Raw genomic sequence first — 22,089 nt, 5'->3', positions numbered from 1 at the left:
CGGCGACTACGTTTACTGCCGGCCCACGCCCTGCTGCTGGAACAGCTCCGGGGCCGAGGTCCCATCCACTACCGAGGGATCGAACCGGTCCAGCTTGAACGGGGTAACGGATTCGGGTTCGCGGCCGGCCACGAACTCCAGCGCCAACCGTCCGTACAGCGCCGAAAGGGTCACCCCACTGTGCGACACCGCGGTGGAGACCCGGTGGTGTTCGTCGACGAAGCCCAGGATCGGGTGGCCGTCGAGCGGCAGGCTGCGCTCGGCCAGGATCACACGGTCCACGTGGATCGGTGCGGCCTCGGTGCCGGCCAGTCGGGCATTGACCTGCTCCTCCATATAGGCACGGACCTCCTCGAAGTGCTCTTCGGGGTCCGGCCCGTCCAAGTGGTATTCCAGGGCCGGCGCCTGGAGCACCAGACCGGATTCGCCGAATGGCCGGAAGTTCACGGCATCGGAGATGTAAACGCGGTTGAACTTCTGCGCTCCCGTGTCCGCATAGCCCAGGTAGCAGTGCGTGTCGACCGAGGTGGCCTCGCTGTGGAACATCGGCAGAATGGCACCGCCGGCCGCGGGCCCGCCGTTGACCGGAACCAGGTCGGCGACTTTGCCCAGGGCGATGAACACGTGGTCGAACGACGCCTGTTCGGCGGCGGCCAGGGCACCGCCGGCTTCGACGCGCTGGGAGGTGACCGTGACTCCGGTGGCCGTGCTGTCGACCGAGCTGATGCGCACCTGCCGGAATTCGGTTCCGGCTGCCACGGCTGCGGCCTTGAGAGCCGGGATGAAGCGCTCGACGTAGATGAAACCCTCAGTGGGGAAGAAGAGGGATTCGGATTCGCGCGGGGTGAAGGCAGGTTCTAAGACGGGGGCGTCTGCCGCGGCGATGGTCGTGACGGGGTAGCCGAGGCCGCTCATCCGGGCGCGTGCGGCGTCGCGGTCGGTAGCACTGGAGTGCTCCATGAAGCAGCCGGTGGTCACGTACCAGGGCTGGGCGGGGGCCAGTTCGGCCTGCAGCTCCGCGTGGCGGCGCATGCCGGCGACGTTGAGGTCGTGGTAGGCGCGCGGGTCCTTGTTGTTGGAGTTGACCCAGGCGAAGGAGGTCTGCGAGGTCACTCCGCCCCAGGGTGATTCGCTCAGGACGGTCACGTGGTGGCCGGCCCTGCTGAGTTCGTATGCAGCGGCGGAGCCGATGACCCCGCTGCCCAGGACTGCGACGTTTGCCATGGTTGTGCCTTTCTGTTGGGTGGTGTTGTGTGGCTGATGTGCCTATCGGCGCCGGCCTCTATATGCGCTCGCGAAACTGCAACATGCGGTTGTAGGCCGCCGTCGACTCCGCTCTCGCCTCGGACGCCAATTGCTGGGTCAGCGCGAACGACAGTGCGGTGGGCGCGATCGTATTGGACCCGCTGGTCATCACCGAGCTTGGCGTCTGCAAGACGATCGAGGACTCGTTGACGAATTCCGCGTTGACGATCTCGGTGATGACGATAGTTGGGATGCCCTTATCATCCGCCAGGGACAACAGCTCGCGGATTTCGGGGAACACCCGCAGGGGGCTGAAGATCACGATGCACGAGGCGTGTTCGGCAAGCGCCATATAGGGCGCGAGGGCGATCCCAGTTCGAGTACAGGACACTGCATCGAATCCGAAGGTGCGCATGTGATGGACGAAAGTCTCTGCCACATGCCCGGACTCCTCGACACCGTACGCGAAGGTACGCCGGGCGTTCAACAACGCCGACACAGCCTGGTCCCAGCAGCCCACATCGATGGTCGATCCGGTTTCGAGGACGAGGTCACCCATATCCGCAAGGATGTTCTGCAGCCGCTCATGCCCAACAGGTCCCGTGCTCAGCCGGCGATCGAGCACTTGCCCGGGGGAAACGCCCTTCGCAGTGATCTCCCTGGCAAGATCTCTTTTGAGCGCAGTCAGACCCTCATAGCCCAGGGCCTGCGCGGCCCGGATGACCGATGCGGTGCTGAGGCCCAGAGCCTTGGCGATATCGTCCGCCGAAGACGTCAAGGTGAGAGTCGCGTTGTGTTCGAAATACCTCACCACCTTGAGCTGATTGGGCGTCAGGTGTTCCACTGCCCGCGCAACCCGTGTGGAGAAACCAGTCGCGCCGTTGTCACCGGAATCCGATTGTGCCTGCAAAACTCCACCTCGTGTAACCGTTGATACACGACCACCGTGCATGTACTGTTCATTACATCACAGACGGACTGTGACCACTATCACTACACCAAGCACGGGAGGATGCCATGAGGGCAATCACCAAGGCCGGCACCATGACCGCGACGCTCGCTGTGACCGCATTGCTGGTCAGCGCCTGCGGTGGGGGCGGAGAGGGCACGGATACGGCCGAGACCGGCGATGCCCTGGCACCCGTCCCAACCGAGACCTTCGATGTCCAGAAGGATGAGAAGCTCGCTGCGCAGCTGCCCGACAGCATCAAGAAGGCCGGCGCCATCAACATCGCAGGCGCGGCCGGCAGCGCGCCCGACGTCTTCGTCGACGAGAAAGGCGAATTAGTCGGCTGGGAGATCGACCTGGTGAAGGCCGCAGCCGATAAGTTCGGCGTCAAGCCGAAGTTCAACGAGATCAGTTTCGACTCGGTCATCCCCGGGCTCCAGGCCGACCGGTACGATATTGCCTTCGGCCAGATCGGCATCACCAATGAGCGGATGAAGAAGATCGATCAGGTAGGAACGGCCTTGGGAAACCAGGGCATAGCCGCAACTTCGGATTCTGATATCAAGGTCGAATCACTCAACGACCTGTGCGGGAAGAAGGTCGCTACGACCCGCGGTTCCCGCCAGCAGGAATTCGGCGATACGCAGTCGAAGAAGTGCGTCGACGACGGAAACCCCGCCGTTGAAATGCAGGTCTACGACGACGGCACCAAAGCGAATATGGCGATGCTCAGCGGCCGCGCAGACGTCAGTTGGAGCGGTTCGACGGGAATGAACTACTTCGTCGCCAACAGCCAGGGTAAGGCGAAGATCGTCGGACACTACCTGGAGCCCTACCCCATGGGCGGTGCACTGCCCAAGGGCTCTGATTTCAGCAAGCCGTTCGCCGCATCCATCAACAGCCTGATTGCGGACGGCACCTACGCCAAGATCATGGACAAGTGGGGACTTGCCGACAATGAGATCAACAAGGTCGAAGTGAATCCCACGGTGAAGGATCAGTAAACACATGTCGGCTACCGCATCCGTTCCAGACATACCGCCAGCGGAGATCTCCGAACCCCTGAGAATTCACCGGCGAAAGACACGACTGTCATGGCTCATGGCGGCCATCGTCATCTTGATCGCGATATTCGTTGCCATTTCAGTCGCGAACAACCCCAACTTCGGTTGGTCCACAGTCGCCAAGTACTTCTTCAACGGCCAAATCATGCAAGGTCTGGGGCGCACCGCGATTCTGACGGTTGTCGCCATGGCGATCGGTATCGTCCTGGGCGTTCTGCTGGCCGTCATGCGGCTGTCGGGCAATGTCTTCCTCAATGCCGCAAGCTGGCTCTACACCTGGTTCTTCCGCAGTGTTCCCCAGCTGGTCCAGCTGATCTTCTGGTTCAACTTCGCCGCACTTTACAAGCACATCACCGTCGGCATCCCCTTCGGACCGGAATTGTACTCATGGAACACCAACGATCTGATTACCCCGTGGAGCGCAGCCATCCTGGGCTTCGGACTGAGCCAAGCTGCCTACACCGGTGAGGTTGTCCGCGCCGGAATCAAGGCTGTCCCGGATGGCCAGCGCCGCGCGGCGAAGGCACTGGGGATGTCTCCTCAACTGTCTTTCTTCAGGATCATCCTGCCGCAGGCCATGCGCGTGATCATCCCGCCGATCGGCAACGAAGTCATCTCGATGGTCAAGGGTACGGCCCTGGTCAGCACGATCGCACTGGCCGACCTGCTGTATTCGGCCCAGCTGATCTACTCCCGAACCTTCGAGACGATCCCGTTGCTCATCGTTGCGACGATCTGGTACCTGCTCATCGTGTCTGTGCTCTCCGTCGGCCAGTACTACATCGAAAGGCATTACAACCGTGGCAAGTAGAACCTCCACCGCTTCTTCGCCCACAGGGACCGGCGAAGTGATCGTCGACATCAGCCGAGTTTCCAAGTCATTCGGTTCGAACGATGTGTTCACAGATCTGTCGCTCCAAGTCAAGAAGGGCGAGGTCGTCTGCGTCATTGGACCATCAGGATCGGGCAAGAGCACCTTGCTCAACTGCGTCAACCACTTGGAGAAGATCGATTCCGGGTCCATCGAAGTGGACGGGCAGTACATCGGCTACCGGCGCAGAGACGATGGCCTCCATGAGCTCAGTGAGTTCGCCACGGCCAAACAGCGCCGGCACATCGGAATGGTCTTCCAGTCGTTCAATCTCTTCCCGCACCTGACAGTCAAGGAGAACGTAACATTCTCCCAGATCAATGTCCTCGGCCGGAAGGCCAAGGAGGCCAATGCCATTGCCGACGGGCTACTGGAGAGAGTCGGCCTCAAGGAGAAGGGAAGCGCTTTCCCCGAATCCCTGTCCGGCGGCCAACAGCAGCGAGTCGCCATCGCCAGGGCACTGGCGATGGACCCGACGGTCATGTTGTTCGACGAGCCCACGTCCGCTCTCGACCCGGAACTCGTCGACGACGTCCTCGTCGTCATGAAGGAACTCGCTCATGAGGGCATGACGATGCTGGTCGTCACCCATGAGTTAGGATTCGCCCGCGAAGTCGCGGACACGGTCGTCTTCATGGCAGAGGGCCGGATCGTCGAGCAGGGCCCTCCCGACGAGGTGCTGGGCAATCCCCAAGAGGAACGCACACAACAGTTCATTTCCCGCATTCATCACTGAACCATCTACAGAAAGCATCATCATGTCCCACGACTACATCGTCATCGGCGCCGGCGTGCACGGCTCCGCAGCGTCCTACTACCTTGCGAAGTCCGGCGCTTCCGTCCTGCTGCTGGAGGCGAAGACCGTCGCCTCGGGGGCCTCGGGCGGGGTCGGCAAGCGCGGGGTGCGGGCCAACGCCCGCGACATCCGAGAACTGCCGCTGATGAAGATCGCCTACGACATGTGGCCCGGAATCAACGAGGAGTTGGGCCTCAAGGTCGGCTATGAGCGCACCGGCGGGATCGAGCTCGTCGGCCCCGATGTCTTTGCTGACAAGAGCCTGCACGACCAGCTGAAGACCCGGGTCGGCGTCCAGTCGGCCTTCGGGATCGAGACCCGCATCATCGACAAGGCGGAGTTGGACACCCTGGAGCCGGGGGCCTCGGCCGAAACGGTGGCCGGTGCCCTGTACTGTCCGGCTGACGGCACCGGCGACCACACCGAGGTGACCCGCGGTTATGCGGCCGCGGCACAGGCCGCAGGTGCGGAGCTCAAGGAGAACACCCCGGTCACCGGCATCACGGGTAAGAATGCCGATGGCCTCTACACCGTCACCGCCGAAGACGGCACCGTCCACACGGCCACCCGTGGCGTACTGGTGACGGCGAACAGCTACAGCCGCCGGCTGCTGGCCGATTCCTTCGGCATCGACGTTCCCATCACCCGTTTCAACCCGCAGATGACACCCGTGCGGGCGGCCGGGGGCTTCACCTTCAAGCACCTGCTGGGCCACCACTCGCTGCCCTTCGCGGCGAAGACCATCACGATCGACGGTGAGGACATGGTCATGCTCTCCGGCGGACGGACCGGCGACTGGGACTACGAGTCCGAAACCGGCACTCCGCGCCCGGAAACGGCGGAGAAGTCCATCATCGACGCCACCTCGATCTATCCGGCCTTTGCCGGCGCCGAGGTGGTCGTGACCGACGCCTCCCGGCCCGAATCGCTGACGGTCGACGACATCCCGGTGATCGACGAAGTGCCCGGCAACCCCGGCGTCTTCTTCGCCACCGGCTGGTCGGGCCACGGTTTCGCGATCTCGCCGGCGGTGGCAACACTGCTGGCGGGGTGGATCACCTCCGGTGAGCGCCCCGCCGAGCTGGAGCCATTCACCTTCGCCCGGTTCCCGCAGGTCTCACAGGCCTGAAACCGGATCCCCCGGTTCACCGTCGAGTGGCGGGGACACGCCTAAACCCGAAGTCAGGTTCCGGCGTGTCCCAGCCACTCGACGGTTCGGGGCCCGGGTTGGTTCTCAGCCCAGTTCGGCCATGACGTCGAGGCCGACCTGCATATCGCGTGCCAGCTTGTCGCGATCCACGACCGCACCCTCCTTGATCACATGCCGGATCTCCTTGTACGCCGCAGCCGAGGTCAGCGGGTCGGCGTCAAGGATCAGCACATCGCCCTTCTTACCGACTTCCAGGGTGCCGACGACCTCGCTCACGCCATACGCCTCGGCAGGGTAGGCAGTCGCCGAACGCAGCACCTCCATGGGCTCCATCCCCTTCTCCCACGCGCCCTTGAGCCAGTTGAAATGGCTATAGCCCAGCTGCACACACTGATCGGGCACCGTGGGCTTGAGCGTGCCGGCCCTGAACCCGGGATGTTCGGTGATGCGCGGTCCGTAGGCGAATCCGTCGGTCGTCAACAGCAGCCGGGTACCGCGTTCGATCAGTCCCCGCTGGTTGATGTCGGAGTTCTCCCTTGCCCCGTGTGAGATCGCAGTACCGGGGAACGAGGCGCTCCACTTCAGGTAGTCATCGGTGCAGACCAGGGCCGCGGTCGGGATCCGCTTGTCTGCGATCCGGTCCAACAGCTCGGCCGGAGCGGGCTGCCCGACGGTCATATCGCCGTGTTGCAGCAGGTCCACCCCCAGGTCCACGGAGATCCGCAGGCTGTCGACCGAGGTCGTATGCGCCTGGGTAGGCAGGCCGTAACCGTGTGCCGTATCGTGGATCGCCTGCTGGGCGGCTTCGGAGAACATCAGGAAGACGGCGGCCCCGCTGGCGATGGCCAGATGGTCTGTGGCCGCCCACTTGATGAAGTCGACGCCGGTCTCCTCGATGTACTGTGCCACGGCCTCGGCGATCTGGGACACCGACATAGTGGTCAGACCGGGCCCGGTCCCCCGCTCCCATTCGTGATTGACCGAGGCGATCGTGTCCTTCTGCAGGAAGGTGCCCGGCGCCACGAAGTCATCGGATAACGGTCCGCCCAGGCCAATGATATTGCCGGAACAGTAGATCCGCGATCCCATGGTCTTCCCGGCGTTGATCTCATCGCGCACCCTGGTCGCGGCCGCAGCCGGCCCCCAGGTATCGAACACCGTCGTCACACCGTACTTCAGGGTCAGCTCGGCGGCCTCACGGGCCAGCTCGTCATAACGCCCTTGGAAGTCCAACAGGGTGTCCGCGGTACGCGCGGCGACCAGGTGGACATTGGCGTCCATCAGGCCGGGGATCGCGAAGCCTCCGCGCGCGTCGACTGTCTGCACGCCTTCCGGAATGCTCACCGCGGCGGCGGGACCCACCGCTTCGATGGTTCCGTCGGCGCCGATCAGAATGGTGCCGCCGTTGATCGGCTGGGCACCGGTCGCATCGATGACGGTGGCGTTGACGATTGCCAGTTGTGCCATGGGACTGAACTCCTTTGTTGTGGTTGCGTGGCTTCGGGCAGTCAGGTCGCGGCTACATTCTCAACCGGAAATGACCTCGGATTCCTCCGCTATCCAGCGGCGGACTTCGGACTGCAGAACGGTCAGTGGAACTGAACCAAGGCTCAGCACCTGGTCATGGAAGGCCCGGATGTCGAAGGCCGGCCCCAGTGCGGCCTCGGCCTCCGCGCGCAGGTCCTGAATGGTCAGCTGCCCCAGGTAGTACGCGGTCGCCTGGCCCGGCCAGGAAATGTACCGGTCGATCTCCGTGACGATCTCGTGTTCGGCGATCGCGGTGTTCTCCCGCAGGTAGTCCTGCGCTTGTTCACGCGTCCACCCCAGTTCGTGCATACCGGGGTCGACGACCAGTCGGACCGCGCGCCACATCTGGAAGGACAGCATGCCCATGCGCTCGTACGGGGTCTCGTACATGCCCATCTCATCGCCCAGCCGCTCGGTGTACAGACCCCAGCCCTCTCCGAAGGCCGAAATGTATTCGCGGCGGAACTCCGGCAGGTCCATCTCCTGGGCCAGGGAGAGTTGGAAGGAATGCCCCGGCGCTGATTCGTGCAGTGTCAGTGCCGGCAGCGAATACAGCGGCCGGGCCGGCAGGTTGTAGGTGTTGACCAGATAGCGGTCGGGGGCGCCACGTCCGAAGGTATCGAAGGCCGCGATCTCCTTGGGCGTTTCCATAATGGAGAAACGCCCGTTCGGCAGTTTGCCGAAGTACCGGTGCACCACTCCGTCGAAGGCCTTGCAAGTGTAGGCGGCTTCGGCCAACAGCTGCCGGGGCGTGGTTGCGTAGAACTGCGGGTCGGTGCGCATAAAGGCGAACAGTCCATCCAGATCGCCGGCGTAGCCGAGTTCCCCGGCTATCTTGTCCATCTCCGCACGGATCTTCGCAACTTCGCTCAGCCCCAGGTCGAAGATCTGCTGCGGATCCATTTCGGTGGTCGCATATTCGCGGATCTGCGAACGGTAGAACTGCGGCCCATCGGGCTGGTCGACCGCCGCGATGGATTCCGGTAGCTGCGGCAGATATTCCCCACTCAAGAACTCGTAGAGTCCTTGGTAAGCGGGCACTACCAGTTCGGTCAGGACTGAGACGGCCCGATCCTGCAGTTCTGCTACCACGGTGGCCGCGGTTGCCGTCGGCATCCGGGTGAACGGTCCGAAGAACGGAAGGGATTTCACATCGGAGGTCTGGGCGACCGACCGGACGGGTTCTTCCCGCCCCGTCATGCACACTCGGGCTGGGCCGAAGCCCCGCTGGAGGCCCGCCCGCATATTGTCGATCTGTTGGGCGAAGTACCGGGGGATCTGACCCAGCATCTGCAGATATGCCTGTGCCTGGTCCGCATCCGCCAGCGCCAGCCGGTAGGCGTCGAAGGCCAGGTCCCGCCAGAAGGCGGTGTCGGCGGTGGCGGGGCGTTCGAACATCCGGTACTGCTGTGCTTCGAGCAGGGTCTGGACCTGGTTGCGATAGACCTGGTAATCGACCAGTTCCTCCGTACTGAGCCCTGGAACGTCTACCGTATCCAGCTGGGTCAGAGTGTCTTCCCATTTCCGGGTGCGGCGATCCTGTGCAGTTACCGACACATCGGGAAGCGAGTCCCGTACCCCTGATTTCCAGCCCGATGAGCCGAATTCGCCTCCACGCCAGTTGCATTCCGACTCGATGATGTCGTACAACCGGTTTCCGGCTTCAGTCTGCCGGCGTGTGTCGGACGAATTCGCGCTCATCGTTCTTCTCCTTCTCGATTCCCGATTACTTCACGTCTACCGGCGTTCAGGCAGGCTGGTTGGATTCCGGCTTATCGGCCCGGCCGGTGCTCCAGGCGACGAAGTCCGCAATATCGTGCAGCTGGTCGATGCGCGAACCCGGGTGGGCGTACATCATGTGTCCGGCAGGGTAATAGCGCCGGACGATCTGGTTCCAGGACTTCTCGCTGATCCGCAGGTGGGCCAGCACGTGTTCCGAAGCTGCGAACGGCGTCGCACAGTCGTGATATCCGAAGGCGACGTAGACCTTCAGGTCCGGGTTCATCCGCATAGCGTAGGCCAGGTCCTCGGCGGTGGTGACATGGGAGTTCTCGAACTCCTTGTACGACCACGGGTGCACCCGGCCGGTCAGGACTTCGTAGGTGATATCGGATTCGTAGCCGAACTCGCTGCGCAGCAATTCGTTGATACCCACGGTGTACGGATACTGGATCATCGGGTACGAGGGGTCGTCTCCCAACACCTCACCGCTGAGCTTGCCCTGGTGTGCGGTCCACCTGGCATCCAGTCGTCCGGTCTTCAGCCGCTGGTCCTTGAGCAGCTCGTTGAAGAAGGTGAATTCGTCGACGCGCAGATCGGAGATCCGCACGAATTCGGGGTCGAGTCCAATCAGATCCGCCAGACGGGAACAGATATCCGCGTGTTCCTCCGCACTCAGGCGCTTGCCCTTGTCCAGTGCCCGTGAGTAGTCGCCATAGGCGAACTCGGTCGCCTCGGCGATCACATCCTCGGCGCTACGACCAGGGTGCTTGCCGTGGTACTGGGCGATGGCAGCGAAGGTCGGCAGGTAGTGCACGTACGGTGCTTCGTTGCCCTCGGTGAAGTCGATGGTCGCGAAGTCCAGGACCGCCGAGATCAGGATGATGCCGTTGAAGGCGATCCCGTGACGCCGTGCCAGGTGCCCGGCGAGCGCCGCAGCACGGGTCGTGCCGTAGGATTCCCCGGCCAGGAACTTCGGTGAGGTCCAGCGCTTGTTCCGGGTCAGCCACAGACGAATGGCCTCGCCGACGATGTCACGGTCGCCGGTGAACCCGTGGAACTCCTGATCCTTCCGGCCTTCCATCGGGCGGGAGTAGCCCGTGGTGATCGCATCGATGAAGACCAGGTCGGCATCGGCCAGGGTCGTCTCCAGATTGTCGGTCAGTCCGTAGGGCGGCTGTGCGGGTTCGTCGACGTCGTTGATGACGACGCGGCGCGGGCCGAACAGTCCAATGTGCAGCCAGGCCGATGATGAGCCGGGGCCCCCATTGAAGGCGAAGATCACAGGGCGCTGCGGGTCCGTCTGGCCTGCGGCGTCCGTCACCGTATACGAGGTGGAGAAGACTCGGGCTGCGGGCACATCACCGCAATAGACGCCATCGGTGACTTCCTCCTGGCCGATCACCGTGGTACCCGTGGTGACCCGATAGTTCAAGGGACCGGCGGGCAGTTTTATGGAGTGCTCACTGGTGACCAGGTCGTCCTGGGGTGCCGGGCTCGCCGTAGTACCGGGGGCTGGTTCGGTCGATTCGTGTGCCATGTGGTTGGTTGTTCCCTTCGGTTCTGTATCTGTGTCGCGTCTATGCGTCGTGTTGTTCGCGTGCGGTGTCCCATGCCGCGTTGATCTTCGGCACTGCGGCCAGGAGATCCTGGGTGTACTGTTCGCGCGGGTGGTCGAAGATTTCATCGCGGGCGCCCTGCTCCACGACCTTGCCGGTGCGCATCACCGCGACCTTGTGGGCGATCTGCCTGACCACGGCCAAATCGTGGGCGATGAAGATATAGGAGATGTCCCGCTCGCGCTGGAGGTCGACCAGCAGTTCGAGGACCTGTGCCTGGACGGAGACGTCCAAAGCGGACACCGCCTCATCGCAGATCACCAGCTTGGGTTCGACCACCAGGGCCCGGGCGATCCCTATCCTCTGAGCCTGGCCGCCGGAGAACTGGCGCGGATAGCGTTCGGAGTGATCGGGGTTGAGACCGACGCGCTCCATTGCCGCCTTGACCAGGGTTTTATAGCCGCCGGCGACCTTGCGCTTCTGATATCGCAGCGGAGCCGATATCACCTCTTCCACTGTGTGGCGCGGATTGAGCGAGGAGTACGGGTCCTGGAAGACGACCTGTACTCCGCTGCGGAATCCCAGCAGGCCCCTGCCGGATTTACCGGTGATGTCGGTGCCTTCGAACTCGACGGTGCCAGAGGTCGGATCGATCAGTCGGGCGATCATCCTGGCCGTGGTCGACTTGCCCGAACCCGATTCGCCCACGATCCCGATGGTTTCGCGGCGGTTGAGTTCGAAGGACACGTCGTCGACGGCGCGGAAGATGTCCTTGCGGCCCGTCTTGAACTCTTTGACCAGGTTATTCACCCGCAGCAGGGGCGTCGTCGTGTTCATGGTCGTTTCCCCTTTGCGGTTTCCGGTCCGGTGGCCGACCCTGTACCGATAATGGGCTCCGGCAGGTTCACCACATCGTCCAGGCGCGGGGTCGCAGCCAGGAGCTTTCGAGTGTAGGCGTTCTGCGGATTGGCGAAGATGCCCTCGGCAGTGCCCTGTTCGACCGTCTTACCGGATTGCATCACGGTGATGTGGTTCGAGATCTGACTGACCACTGCCAGGTCGTGGGTGATGAACAGCATCGCAGCCTGGGTATGTTCCTGCACCTCGGCCAGCAGGTCCAGGATGCGAGCCTGCACGGTGACGTCCAGGGCCGTGGTCGGTTCGTCGGCGATGATCAGGTCCGGTTCGCATACCAGCGCCATGGCGATCATCACGCGTTGGCGCATGCCGCCGGAGAACTGATGCGGATAGTGGTTCACGCGGCCGGCCGCGTCGGGAATCCGCACCCGGTCCATGGCCTCGGCGGCCTTCTTGAGCCCCGCGGCACGGCTGCCGCCCTTGTGCGCGCGGTAGGCCTCGGCGATCTGAAAGCCCACTGTGTAGTAGGGATTCAGTGAGGACAGCGGGTCCTGGAAGATCATGGCGATCTTGTTCCCGCGCAACTTGCGCATTGCCGCATCGGATTTGTGCAGCAGTTCCTCACCGTGGAACTTCACGCTGCCGCTGGCCTTGGCCTCCTTGGCCAGCAGGCCCATCACCGCAAGCGAGGTCATCGATTTACCCGACCCGGATTCGCCAACCAGGCCCATGGTCTGACCCTGGGCGATTTCGAAGGAGATATCATCGACGACGGTTCCCAGGGGGAACTCCACCGTCAGCCCCTGTACGGAGAGCACGGGGGTGTCCGTGGACGCGTTCGTCCGGCCGGTTTCGGCGGGAGTACTCATGTGCTGCTCACTCTCACTCGGGGGTCCAGGACCCGGTACAGCAGGTCGACGATGATATTGGCGATTACCACGGCGAATGCCGCTACAAGGGTCACGCCCATGATGACCGGCTGGTCGTTCACGGAGATCGCGTCGTAGGCGAACTTGCCGATACCGGGCAGGCCGAACACCGTCTCCGTGATGAGCGCACCGCCCAGCAGGGTGGCGAAGTCGACGCCCAGCAGGGTGACGATCGGGGTCAACGACGGCCGCAGCCCGTGGCGGATCAGGATAGGGCCAGGTTTGAGACCCTTTGCCCTGGCCGTCCGCATGAAGTTCTCCCCCATGGTGTCGATCATGTTCGTTCGGGTCAGCCGTGCATACATCGAGGCATACATAAGGGCAAGCACCATCCACGGCATGATGTAGGTGGCGAACCACTGTCCCGGGCTCTCACTGAACGGAACGGCGGTGGGGAATGGCAACCATTCGAGCTGGACCACCAACAGGTACTGCAGAACCAGTGCGACGAAGTAATTCGGCAGGGAGATGCCTGCCAGGGCGAAGGCCATCGCCCCTCGATCCCACCAGGTACCCTCCTTGACCGCGCTGATGACGCCGGCGGCCACGCCTGTCAGCAGCCATAGAACGGCAGCGCCGATGGCGATGGTCAGGGTCACGGGCATCCGATCCATGATGCCCTGCAGAACACTCTGGCCGGTCTGGAACGAATACCCGATGCACGGGGCCCCGCAATGGATCGCAGATGCACCCTCGCCGTAATCGCGACCCACGAAGATGCCAGCCAGGAATGCGAAGAACTGGGCGAAGAAGGGCTGGTCCAGTCCCATCTGGGTCCTGATCGTCTCGATCCGGTCCGGCGTACAGGTCTGACCGCAAATGCTGGCGGCCGGGTCCGGGGAAAGTTTGAAGAACACCAGGAGGGTGAAGAACACGACGAACAGCATGATGATGATCGCCGCGCCGAAGCGCTTGAGCAGATAGGAGATCATTCGAACCCTCCGGAGAAGATCTTCTGCAGGTTGTCACCCAGCACGGTGAATGCGAAGACGGTGAGGAACAGCAGGATGCCGGGAATCGCGAAGAACATCGGATCGCTGGAATACCAGGGAACAGCCGATGCGATCATCTGTCCCCAGGACGGATTCGGCGGGGTGATGCCCACACCCAGGAAGGACAGACCGGCCTCGGTGGCGATGAAGTTCGGGATCGCCAGAGTGGCCATCACGATGATCGTGCCCGACAGGTTCGGCAGGACCTCGCGGAACACCAGCGGCGCCCAGCCGGCCCCCGAGGTTCGTGCCGCCTCGACGAATTCCCGGTTCGCCAGTGACATGGTCTGAGCGCGGATCACGCGGGCTGTGGCCGGCCAGCTGAAGATGCTGAGCACGATCACGAGCAGGGCGGGACGATTGCCCTGGGGTAGTGCGGAGAGGATCGCGATCATGAAGATCAGGGCAGGGAAGGCCATGAGGAAGTCCATCAGGCGCGAAATCACGGCATCGACGATGCCGCCGAAGAATCCGGCCAGCAACCCCATAACCACGCCCAGGAGCATGGTGATGGCGGTGGCGCAGATGCCGACCAGCAGCGACACTCTGGCCCCATAGGCGATACGGGCGAAGATGTCGCGGCCGTTCTGTGGTTCGACGCCCAGCCAGTGCTCTGCGCTTATGCCACCCAGCGGAGCCAGTGGCAGACCGCCGGAGGACGGGTCCACCGCGGCTTCGTCATAGGTGAAAGGGTCCCAGCCGGACAGCCGGGTGACCAGCGGGGCGAAGATCGCCAACAGGACGATCAGTGCCAGAAATGCGAGAGAGAGGATCACCGAGGGCTTGCGGATAATCTTCCGGAAAGCCCGGACCCCAGGCGAGAAGGACTCGCCCGGGGCCGGTTGACCAAACTCTCCAACTTGGGTGTTGGGCGAGGCGGTCATGAGTGGATCATCCCTCCGGGTTCAGCAGACCGATTTGGTTGTAATCGATGTAGCCGGTCTTCGACGGATTCGCGAAGGCACCACCGATGTTCGTTCCCACCATCTGCAGCGGGCGAGGACGCACCAGCGGGGCGACTGGAGCGAGCTCCGCGATCTTGTCGCTGATCTTGATGTACTTCTCGTTCTTCGATTCCAGGTTCGGATCGATGGCGGCATCGGCGAACATTTTGTTCAGTTCTTTGTCGTTGATCTGCGACTGGTTCCGGTTGCCGGTCTCCGTGATGCGGGTGCCATCGTAGTTCGACTGCAGCAGGGATTGGCCGGAGAACCAACCGTTTCCGCACCAACCGGTGATGGTCATGTCCTTCTGCTGGCTGGGAGTGGCGACAACCTCGTAGAACTTGGCCTGGTCGATGACGTTGAGCTTGACGGTGACGCCTGCCTTGGCCAGGGACTGCTGTACGGCCTCGGCCTGGGCCTGCCACATCGGCAGGGCGCGCACGTCCATGGTCAGGCTCAGGTTCTCGGCCCCGGCCTCCTTCAGCATGGCCTTGGCCTTCTCCGGGTCGCCCTTGTTGCCGTCCGTCGCGTACGGATCCTCGGACTTATAGCCGGGCACGTTGGGCAACAGCAGGTTCGGAGCGGTTTCCGCCAGCTTCGGTCCGCCGGAGGCATTGACCACGCTGGACTTGTCGACTGCCCAGTTGAGCGCTTGGCGCACCTTGACATTGTTCAATGGCTTCTTGGTCGTATTCATGGCCATGTAGTAGTTGCACGAGGCCTGGCCCTGCACGGTCCGCGCCGCCAGCTTCTTATCCTGGGTGATCTTCGCCAGGTTCGCCGACACCACGGGGTTGGTCGATGACGCGATTGCGTTCTTGTCCTCGCCCTGACCGGAGATCAGCCGCTGGTCGATGGTGTTCTGGTCCAGACCCAGCTGGAACTTGTAGCCGTCCAAGTTCGCCGGACGGATATCGTCCGTTTCCTGCTTCCAGTTCTCATTGCGTTCCAGCGTCAGCGATTCGCCCCGCTTGTACTCCTTGACCTTGTAGGGGCCGGAGGAGATTGGATCCTTCTGAATCTGGTCGGCCTTGGTCACCTTGTCCTTGGGGAAGGGCACAGCAGGAGCGGTGGCCATCACCTTTGGAAAATCGGCCATCGGCTGTTCGGTTGTGATCTGAATGGTCCGGTCGTCGATCACCTTGATGGAATCGAGTCCCTTGGGATCCTCGAACACGCCCTTGTACTTCGAGGCGCCTTTGATATAACTCTGCACATCGTCCAGGCCGATGGCCAGGCTGGGATCCAGCGCGTGTTCGATCCCGAACTTCATGTCCTGGGCGGTGATGGGGCTACCGTCATCGAACGTGATTCCGTCTTTGAGCTTGAACGTCCACTGGGTGGCGTCCTTGTTCGACTTACCGGTGTCCTCGGCCAGGTCGCCGACCAGCTCGAGTTCGCCCGAATCACGGTTGTACTTGTACTGGACAAGATTACGGTAGAGCAGCTGGTAGAGGTTCATGACATTGCCGTCGCTGCCCATAGCAGGGTCCAGGTAGGAGAAGTCCGTGCTGCCCAGAATGGTGGCGACCCCGCCTTTCTGAGGATCACCGGTGTACTGGGCGAAACCGGTTTTCGCATCGACGTCGGCCTTGGAATCGCTGCCCGAATCGCCGCCACCGCAGGCGCTGAGGAACATGGCCCCGGCACTCAGCACGGCCACAAGAGGCAGTAGTCGCTTTCTCATGAAGTTATCTCCTTCAACTTGGTAACTACATGGTCGTCTTTGGTACGGCTACCCGCCGCCACTGCACGTGACACGACTCCGGGTCCACCGTGGGTGTGGGTCACTTGGATACTCTGAGCAAAACTGAAAAGCACCATGTGCTTCACCTCACACGGTTAATATAAGCTGATTGCAGCGATCATTGCAATAGGAGAAGCAGAATTGAGCATAGTTGCAACGTGGATTGACTCCCTAGCCGCCTCGAACAAGCTGTCAAAAGGGACCATCGCCGTCCTCAACGCCATCTCCGCCGACCCCGAACGCGCCTCCTACTGCAACACCCAGCAGTTGGCCGAAACGGCGGGAGTCAACGCCGCAACAGTTGTCCGTGCGGCTCAGGCCATTGGATTCGCCGGATGGCCGGCTCTGTCCACTGAGGTCCGCAACCGATTCCTGTCATCCCTCGACGTCCGCAAACACTATGAACATGCCAGCGCGGGCAGATCCGACCGCGCAATCACCGGAATGTCGAAGGACGCAGCACTCCTCCAGGTCTTGGCGGAAACACTGCAGGAAGATGACCTTGTCCGAATTGCAAGGATCATTGCAGAATCGCGCATGTCGACGGTCCTGGCCACCGGCTCGTGGGCCGGCCCAGCTCAGTTGTTGGCGCACAACAGCAGGGGCTTGGGCTTCAACATAGCGTTCGAGGGCGGGTCGGTGACCACAATGCTCAACGCGGTCCGGCTGCTTCACCCAGGAGACTGCCTGGTCGCCATCTCCGTCTGGAAGACGAGCACCGCCATCTACCAGATGTGCAGGATTGCCCACGAACGCGGCGTGAAGATCATCGTGATCGCCGATCAGCATTCCCATTTAGCCGACCTGGCCGACGAACTACTGCTGGTGCCATCGGAGGGAATGGGCCCGATGGCCTCGGCCACCTGCGCCGTAAGCCTGGTGCAGTGCATCGTCACGGCCTTGGCAGACCTCGATCCGGAGCGCAGTGCCGCCCGTTTGGAAGAACTGGATGATCTATGGCGTCAGACCGGTGCCGTCATGAGTGGGTGAGATCCGGATTGTAGGGTGTGGATCACACCCAACAGACATCCACAGCGAGCAGGAGACCCATGCACCACGACATCCTCATCACCGGCGGAACACTCATCGATCCACAGAATGGCTTGCACGGCGCCTACGACGTGGGCATCCGGGACGGGAAGATCAGCTATGTCGGGGCGGCCTCGGCCGGGGACATCCCCGCGGGACCCCCTGCCGCCGCACGCACGATCGATGCGACAGGACTCATCGTCACCCCCGGTTTCATCGACCTCCACTCCCACGCGCAGAACATCGAGGGCCACCGCCTGCAGGCCCAAGACGGAGTGACCACCACCCTGGAACTCGAATGCGGGGTCACACCCCTGCCGCCCACGGTCGAAGCCGCCGAAGCCCAGGGCAGGCCGTTGAACTTCGGGTACTCCGCCGGCTGGCTGCACGCCCGCGCGATCGTCATGGAGGACATGGACGCGGAACAGGTCGCGGCGCTCCCCCAGCTGCCGCTCGACGCCTTCGCCGCGGTGCAGTCCCTGGAGAACTGGAAGCAGCCGGCCGATGCCGCACAGATCGACCGCATCGTCGAACTGCTGGACGCGCAGTTGGCCGCCGGCGCCATCGGCATCGGCCTGCTGCTGGGCTATGCGCCCCTGACCGGCGCGGACGAACTGACCGCCGTCGCCCGGCTGGCCAAGAGCTATGGGCGCCCGCTCATCGTCCACGTGCGTTGGGGCTCCGGCGCCAGCCATGGAACGCCGGCCGGGGTGCAGGAACTGATCGACCTGAGCCGGAGCGCCGGGGTCGCCGTGCACATCTGCCATATCAGCAGTTCGAACTCGTCCGCAGTCCCCGGCGTAGCCCAGGTCCTGGCCGACGCCCACGCCGAGGGCCTGCCCGTCACCTTCGAGTCCTACCCCTTCGCCTATTCGTCGACCGTAATCGGCGCGGACTTCCTCGACCCGCAGAAGATGAGCGCCCAGGGCACGCCCGCGGACTCCGTGACCTATCTGCGCACCGGCGAACGCCCCGCCACCTATCAGCGCCTGGCCGAACTGCGCGCCCAGGATCCCGGCGGCCTGTGCCTGGCCGATTCCTATCCTGACTCCGAACAGGGCCCCGACGGTCTGCTGGTCCGCGCCCTGACCCTGCCACATTCCGTGTTCGCCAGCGACGCGATGCCGACCAAGCCGACCTCCGAGGGCCCTGCCGCCCACCCGCGCAGCACCTCGACCTTCGTCCGAGCACTCGCGTGGCTGCACCGCGATCTGGGCGTTCTGCCCCTGGCCGAGGTGGTGGCCCGGTCCACGACGCAACCCGCCCAGGTGCTGCGCGGTTGTGCGCCTGCGTTCGCAGCCAAGGGGCACCTGGGCGTGGGCGCCGACGCGGATATCGCGGTATTCGCGCTCGCGGAGTTGGAACCGGCCGCCCGCGCGGTCCCGGTCCAGGCGGCACGTGGGATGCGCTACGTCTTCGTAGCGGGCGAACCCATCGTCGCCGAGGGCCGCACGGTGGAGTCCGTGCAGCCGGGGCGCGCGCTCCTCGCGGAGTAGGGCCCGGCACATCCCAGCGCTCCACTGCGCGGGGATGCACGGGCCTACAATTGAAGCGATCTCGAAAGTCCCCACTCCCGAAAGACAGCTTCATAGTGCGCACTTCCCGCCCTGTTTCGACTGCACTCCGTGCCGTCCATCCCCGCATCTCCCGGATAGCCCGTCCGCTGGCCGCGGCGACTCTGGCGCTGGGCACGGTGTTCGGCCTCGCCGCATGCGATTCCGACTCCACCGCGAGCAGCCCCGCCCCCAGCGGCTCCGACTCCCAGCAGCTCTCCGAGCAGGAGGAGGCCGCACAGCGGGCGGCACAGGACGCTGAGTCCACACCTGCGGCACAGCCGAGCGCGACCTCGGCGCAGCAGGAGAAGAAGGCCGCCCGGTCGGGTGAGTCCGGCGCCAAGCTCGGCGGCGGCTCCGCCCTGGCACTGCTGGAGAAGCTCACGGTCAAGGGCAAGGCGCCGGCCACCGGCTACGACCGCGAGCGCTGGTTCGGCCGCGCCTGGTCCTTCGACTTCGACGGCAATGGCTGCCGGACCCGCGACGACATCCTGGCCCGCGATATGACGAACGTGAAGTACGCGAACGGCAGCACGTGCAAGATCGCCTCGGGAACCCTGCACGATCCCTACGACGGCAAGACCGACAGCTGGCGGATTGGTAAGAACTCGGTGGACATCGACCACCTGGTCGCCCTGCAGAACGCATGGGTCTCCGGAGCGCAGTATTGGAAGGGCGCGGCCGGTCAGCGGCAGCGCGAGTCGATCGCCAACGATCCGCTCAACCTGATCGCCGCCGACGCCTCGCTCAACCGGACGAAGGGGGCCGCGAACGCCGCCGAATGGCTGCCGGCCAACCGGGGCTTCCGCTGCCAGTACGTGGCCACGCAGATCAGCGTGAAGTACAAGTACTCCCTGTCCGTGACCTCGGCGGAGAAGGGCGCGATGAAGAGGGTCCTGTCCGGCTGCACCGGGCAGAAGGCGGCCGAGGTCGCAGTCCAGAAGGTCGCGACTGGCAAGTCGGTCGCGGGCCAGGCCACGAAGAAGGCGAAGGAGTCCTCGAGTTCCTCGCACAAGAGCTCATCGAGCAGTTCCTCCTCCTCGAAGTCGAGCTCCTCGAGCTCTTCACACAAGAGCTCGTCGAAGTCCGGCGGTTCCTCCAGCTCGAAGAGCGTGCACCCCGGCGCATTCTGCAAGCCGGCAGGGGCCACGGGTGTTGGATCGAACGGCCACACCTATACGTGCAAGTCATCTTCCACGGAGAGCCGCAACCGCTGGAGGCGCTGAGCGAACCCGGACGGTCCCGGGCCCGCCTCCCGGGACCGTGCAGGGGCCTCGGGGTTCGCATTGCTACACTGCGATGCGTACATACGTTCGATATCTCTCTTCCCCGAGGTTCACATTGCGCATCTTCGCCCACCGTCCACCGCACCACCGCACCACCGCCCCCGGGTTGCCGCGCCTGCTCAAGACGGCCCTCGCCTCGGCATTGGCGCTGGGCACCCTGATCGGGCTCAGCGGCTGCGATGAGCTCGGCGAGATCCTGGACGGGGCGCAGGGCGGATCGTCCAGCTCCACGGCCGGGGCGAAGCTCGACGGGACCAAGGCCACCGCGACCCTGGAGAAGCTCACGGTCAAGGGCAAGGCGCCGGCCAGCGGCTACGACCGGACCCGGTGGTTTGGCAAGGCCTGGGCATACGACTACGACGGCAATGGCTGCCGGACCCGCGACGACATCCTGGCCCGCGATATGACGAACGTGAAGTACGCCGGTGGCAGCAAGTGCAAGGTCGCCTCGGGAACCCTGGACGATCCCTACGACGGCGAAGTCGACAACTGGAAGGTCGGCAAGAACTCCGTGGACATCGACCACCTGGTCGCCCTGCAGAACGTCTGGGTCTCCGGAGCACAGTACTGGACGGGCACCGCCGGCCAGCGGCAGCGCGAGTCGATCGCCAACGACCCGCTCAACCTGATCGCCGCCGACGCCTCCCTCAACCGCACGAAGGGGGCTGCGAACGCCGCCGAATGGCTGCCGAAGAACACCGGTTTCCGCTGCCAGTACGTGGCCACGCAGATCAGCGTGAAGTACAAGTACCAGCTGTCGGTGACGTCCGCGGAGAAGAAGGCGATGCAGAAGATCCTGTCCGGCTGCTCCGACCAGAAAGCCGCGAAGGTCACCCCGCTGAAGATCAAGACGGGGCGTTCGGTCAGCCTGTCGAAATAGCCGGGTTCCCCGTCCCGGTGCGGATCCCGCGCCGGGTCCGACCGGCGGCGCCCGGGATCACACCACCGAGGTCATCCCGCCGTCGACGAAGATGTTCTGCCCCGTGACGAAGTCCGAGGCCCCAGAACACAGATAGATCAGCGTTCCCACGAGTTCTTCCTCCCTCCCCCAGCGGCGGGCCGGGGTACGGTCCTCGATCCATGCGTTGAACTGCGGATCGGCGGCCAGGGAGGCGTTCATCTCGGTGGCGAAGTATCCAGGGGAGATCGTGTTGACCTGGATGCCGTGTTCGGCCAGCTCGGAGGCCATGCCCTTCGTGAGCATCGCGATCCCGCCCTTGCTGGCCACATACGGGGTGATGCGGGCGCGCGCCAGCATCGACTGCACGGACCCGATGTTGACGATCTTGCCCGAGCCCCGTTCGATCATCCCCGGTGCCAGGAGGCGTGAGACGGAGAACGCCGCGGACAGATTCGCCGCGATCACCTCGTCCCAGTCGGCCGGATCCATCTCCCAGAAGTTCCCGCGGCGCTGCACCCCGGCGTTGTTGACCAGGATGTCCGGCACGCCCACCTCACCCACCAGCGCCGCGAGGGCGGCCTCGAGTTCCTCCCGCCGGCCCAGGTCCACCCGCAGCCGGCCGGCCGCCTCGCCCCCGGCCGAGGCGATGGCCGACTCCGTGCCCGCGATCGCCCGCGGATCCCTTCCGTGAACCACCACCCGGGCGCCTGCGGCTGCCAGGCCCAGGGCGAAGGTCCGGCCCAGCCCGCGGGAGGAACCGGTCACCAGGGCCAGCCTGCCCCTGATGTCGAATGGACCCGCCCCGCCCGCCTGTGCGTTCTGCATGCCAAACATCGCCGCCTTCGTGATGCTCCTATAGGTTGTCAAGCCCGGTCGTGATCATGGTGGTGGTGATCGACCATGGCGAGGTGGCCTACGCGGCGAGCAGGTATTCACGGTAGGCGATGACGAAGTCATCGTCTCGGCGTTT

19 protein-coding genes are annotated in these 22,089 nt (G+C 63.8%); 8 read left to right on the top strand and 11 right to left on the bottom strand.

What is annotated here, in order from left to right; translation table 11 throughout:
* Window positions 1-12: 12 nt before the first annotated feature.
* Together NQ034_RS14960 and NQ034_RS14955 are read right to left on the bottom strand one after the other, a co-directional pair.
* Window positions 13-1,224 carry an NAD(P)/FAD-dependent oxidoreductase gene (locus NQ034_RS14960; protein ID WP_257049837.1) on the bottom strand — a complete coding sequence of 404 codons (1,212 nt, stop codon included), beginning with the start codon at window positions 1,222-1,224 and terminating at the stop codon, window positions 13-15.
* 58 nt (window positions 1,225-1,282) lie between these two features.
* Window positions 1,283-2,155, bottom strand: a complete 873-nt coding sequence (locus tag NQ034_RS14955) for a MurR/RpiR family transcriptional regulator (protein WP_257049836.1) — start codon at window positions 2,153-2,155, stop codon at window positions 1,283-1,285.
* A gap of 107 nt (window positions 2,156-2,262) precedes the next feature.
* Between NQ034_RS14955 and NQ034_RS14950 the strand changes: the two genes are divergently transcribed.
* From NQ034_RS14950 to NQ034_RS14935, 4 genes are all read left to right on the top strand, one after another.
* Window positions 2,263-3,198: an ABC transporter substrate-binding protein gene (locus tag NQ034_RS14950; protein ID WP_257049835.1), complete on the top strand. Its 936-nt coding sequence runs from the start codon at window positions 2,263-2,265 to the stop codon at window positions 3,196-3,198.
* 97 nt (window positions 3,199-3,295) lie between these two features.
* The gene (locus NQ034_RS14945; protein WP_257049834.1) at window positions 3,296-4,069 is read left to right on the top strand and encodes an amino acid ABC transporter permease; all 774 of its coding nucleotides are present in this window, start codon (window positions 3,296-3,298) and stop codon (window positions 4,067-4,069) included.
* Window positions 4,059-4,865, top strand: a complete 807-nt coding sequence (locus NQ034_RS14940) for an amino acid ABC transporter ATP-binding protein (protein ID WP_373567236.1) — start codon at window positions 4,059-4,061, stop codon at window positions 4,863-4,865. Before NQ034_RS14945 ends, NQ034_RS14940 begins: the two co-directional genes overlap by 11 nt.
* Window positions 4,866-4,887: 22 nt before the next feature.
* Window positions 4,888-6,054 carry an NAD(P)/FAD-dependent oxidoreductase gene (locus NQ034_RS14935; protein WP_257049833.1) on the top strand — a complete coding sequence of 389 codons (1,167 nt, stop codon included), beginning with the start codon at window positions 4,888-4,890 and terminating at the stop codon, window positions 6,052-6,054.
* A gap of 105 nt (window positions 6,055-6,159) precedes the next feature.
* Here the strand turns inward: NQ034_RS14935 and NQ034_RS14930 are convergent, their stop codons facing one another.
* From NQ034_RS14930 to NQ034_RS14895, 8 genes are read right to left on the bottom strand one after another with little or no spacing between them, the layout of a single operon-like run.
* Window positions 6,160-7,542 carry an amidohydrolase family protein gene (locus tag NQ034_RS14930; protein WP_257049832.1) on the bottom strand — a complete coding sequence of 461 codons (1,383 nt, stop codon included), beginning with the start codon at window positions 7,540-7,542 and terminating at the stop codon, window positions 6,160-6,162.
* A gap of 60 nt (window positions 7,543-7,602) precedes the next feature.
* Entirely contained in the window at window positions 7,603-9,303 is a 1,701-nt protein-coding gene (locus NQ034_RS14925; protein WP_257049831.1) for a DUF885 domain-containing protein, read from the bottom strand.
* A 46-nt stretch (window positions 9,304-9,349) separates the two neighbouring features.
* Window positions 9,350-10,861: a S10 family peptidase gene (locus tag NQ034_RS14920; protein ID WP_257049830.1), complete on the bottom strand. Its 1,512-nt coding sequence runs from the start codon at window positions 10,859-10,861 to the stop codon at window positions 9,350-9,352.
* 40 nt (window positions 10,862-10,901) lie between these two features.
* Window positions 10,902-11,717, bottom strand: a complete 816-nt coding sequence (locus NQ034_RS14915; protein WP_257049829.1) for an ATP-binding cassette domain-containing protein — start codon at window positions 11,715-11,717, stop codon at window positions 10,902-10,904.
* The gene (locus NQ034_RS14910) at window positions 11,714-12,607 is read right to left on the bottom strand and encodes an ABC transporter ATP-binding protein (protein WP_257049828.1); all 894 of its coding nucleotides are present in this window, start codon (window positions 12,605-12,607) and stop codon (window positions 11,714-11,716) included. Before NQ034_RS14910 ends, NQ034_RS14915 begins: the two co-directional genes overlap by 4 nt.
* Window positions 12,604-13,599, bottom strand: a complete 996-nt coding sequence (locus NQ034_RS14905) for an ABC transporter permease (protein WP_257049827.1) — start codon at window positions 13,597-13,599, stop codon at window positions 12,604-12,606. Before NQ034_RS14905 ends, NQ034_RS14910 begins: the two co-directional genes overlap by 4 nt.
* A complete protein-coding gene (locus tag NQ034_RS14900) occupies window positions 13,596-14,543 on the bottom strand; it encodes an ABC transporter permease (RefSeq protein WP_257049826.1) in 948 nt (315 codons plus the stop codon). Before NQ034_RS14900 ends, NQ034_RS14905 begins: the two co-directional genes overlap by 4 nt.
* A 7-nt stretch (window positions 14,544-14,550) precedes the next feature.
* Window positions 14,551-16,290, bottom strand: a complete 1,740-nt coding sequence (locus tag NQ034_RS14895; RefSeq protein ID WP_257049825.1) for an ABC transporter substrate-binding protein — start codon at window positions 16,288-16,290, stop codon at window positions 14,551-14,553.
* 201 nt (window positions 16,291-16,491) lie between these two features.
* Between NQ034_RS14895 and NQ034_RS14890 the strand changes: the two genes are divergently transcribed.
* The 4 genes from NQ034_RS14890 to NQ034_RS14875 all read left to right on the top strand — a co-directional run bounded on the left by NQ034_RS14890 (window position 16,492) and on the right by NQ034_RS14875 (window position 21,098).
* Window positions 16,492-17,340: a MurR/RpiR family transcriptional regulator gene (locus NQ034_RS14890; RefSeq protein ID WP_257049824.1), complete on the top strand. Its 849-nt coding sequence runs from the start codon at window positions 16,492-16,494 to the stop codon at window positions 17,338-17,340.
* A gap of 17 nt (window positions 17,341-17,357) precedes the next feature.
* Window positions 17,358-18,875, top strand: a complete 1,518-nt coding sequence (locus tag NQ034_RS14885; RefSeq protein ID WP_373567234.1) for an amidohydrolase family protein — start codon at window positions 17,358-17,360, stop codon at window positions 18,873-18,875.
* 95 nt (window positions 18,876-18,970) lie between these two features.
* Window positions 18,971-20,158, top strand: coding sequence for an HNH endonuclease family protein (locus NQ034_RS14880; RefSeq protein WP_257049822.1), 1,188 nt, complete (start codon window positions 18,971-18,973; stop codon window positions 20,156-20,158).
* Window positions 20,159-20,273: 115 nt separating this feature from the next.
* A complete protein-coding gene (locus NQ034_RS14875; RefSeq protein WP_257049820.1) occupies window positions 20,274-21,098 on the top strand; it encodes an HNH endonuclease family protein in 825 nt (274 codons plus the stop codon).
* A gap of 57 nt (window positions 21,099-21,155) precedes the next feature.
* On the opposite strand, the gene NQ034_RS14870 is transcribed toward NQ034_RS14875, so the two are convergent.
* A complete protein-coding gene (locus tag NQ034_RS14870; protein WP_257049819.1) occupies window positions 21,156-21,944 on the bottom strand; it encodes an SDR family oxidoreductase in 789 nt (262 codons plus the stop codon).
* Window positions 21,945-22,089 lie beyond the last annotated feature (145 nt).

The organism is Brevibacterium moorei, from assembly GCF_024580735.1.
Taxonomy (GTDB): domain Bacteria; phylum Actinomycetota; class Actinomycetes; order Actinomycetales; family Brevibacteriaceae; genus Brevibacterium; species Brevibacterium moorei.
Note: the sequence above shows the minus strand (reverse complement) of the source record. Positions and strands in the feature narration are given on the sequence as shown.

Bases quoted from the DNA above. Each gene is read 5' to 3' on its own strand.
- NQ034_RS14960 (WP_257049837.1), bottom strand. From the start codon at position 1,224: ATGGCAAACGTCGCAGTCCTGGGCAGCGGGGTCATCGGCTCCGCCGCT.
- NQ034_RS14950 (WP_257049835.1), top strand. From the start codon at position 2,263: ATGAGGGCAATCACCAAGGCCGGCACCATGACCGCGACGCTCGCTGTG.
- NQ034_RS14945 (WP_257049834.1), top strand. From the start codon at position 3,296: ATGGCGGCCATCGTCATCTTGATCGCGATATTCGTTGCCATTTCAGTC.
- NQ034_RS14935 (WP_257049833.1), top strand. From the start codon at position 4,888: ATGTCCCACGACTACATCGTCATCGGCGCCGGCGTGCACGGCTCCGCA.
- NQ034_RS14930 (WP_257049832.1), bottom strand. From the start codon at position 7,542: ATGGCACAACTGGCAATCGTCAACGCCACCGTCATCGATGCGACCGGT.
- NQ034_RS14925 (WP_257049831.1), bottom strand. From the start codon at position 9,303: ATGAGCGCGAATTCGTCCGACACACGCCGGCAGACTGAAGCCGGAAAC.
- NQ034_RS14920 (WP_257049830.1), bottom strand. From the start codon at position 10,861: ATGGCACACGAATCGACCGAACCAGCCCCCGGTACTACGGCGAGCCCG.
- NQ034_RS14915 (WP_257049829.1), bottom strand. From the start codon at position 11,717: ATGAACACGACGACGCCCCTGCTGCGGGTGAATAACCTGGTCAAAGAG.
- NQ034_RS14910 (WP_257049828.1), bottom strand. From the start codon at position 12,607: ATGAGTACTCCCGCCGAAACCGGCCGGACGAACGCGTCCACGGACACC.
- NQ034_RS14905 (WP_257049827.1), bottom strand. From the start codon at position 13,599: ATGATCTCCTATCTGCTCAAGCGCTTCGGCGCGGCGATCATCATCATG.
- NQ034_RS14900 (WP_257049826.1), bottom strand. From the start codon at position 14,543: ATGACCGCCTCGCCCAACACCCAAGTTGGAGAGTTTGGTCAACCGGCC.
- NQ034_RS14895 (WP_257049825.1), bottom strand. From the start codon at position 16,290: ATGAGAAAGCGACTACTGCCTCTTGTGGCCGTGCTGAGTGCCGGGGCC.
- NQ034_RS14870 (WP_257049819.1), bottom strand. From the start codon at position 21,944: ATGCAGAACGCACAGGCGGGCGGGGCGGGTCCATTCGACATCAGGGGC.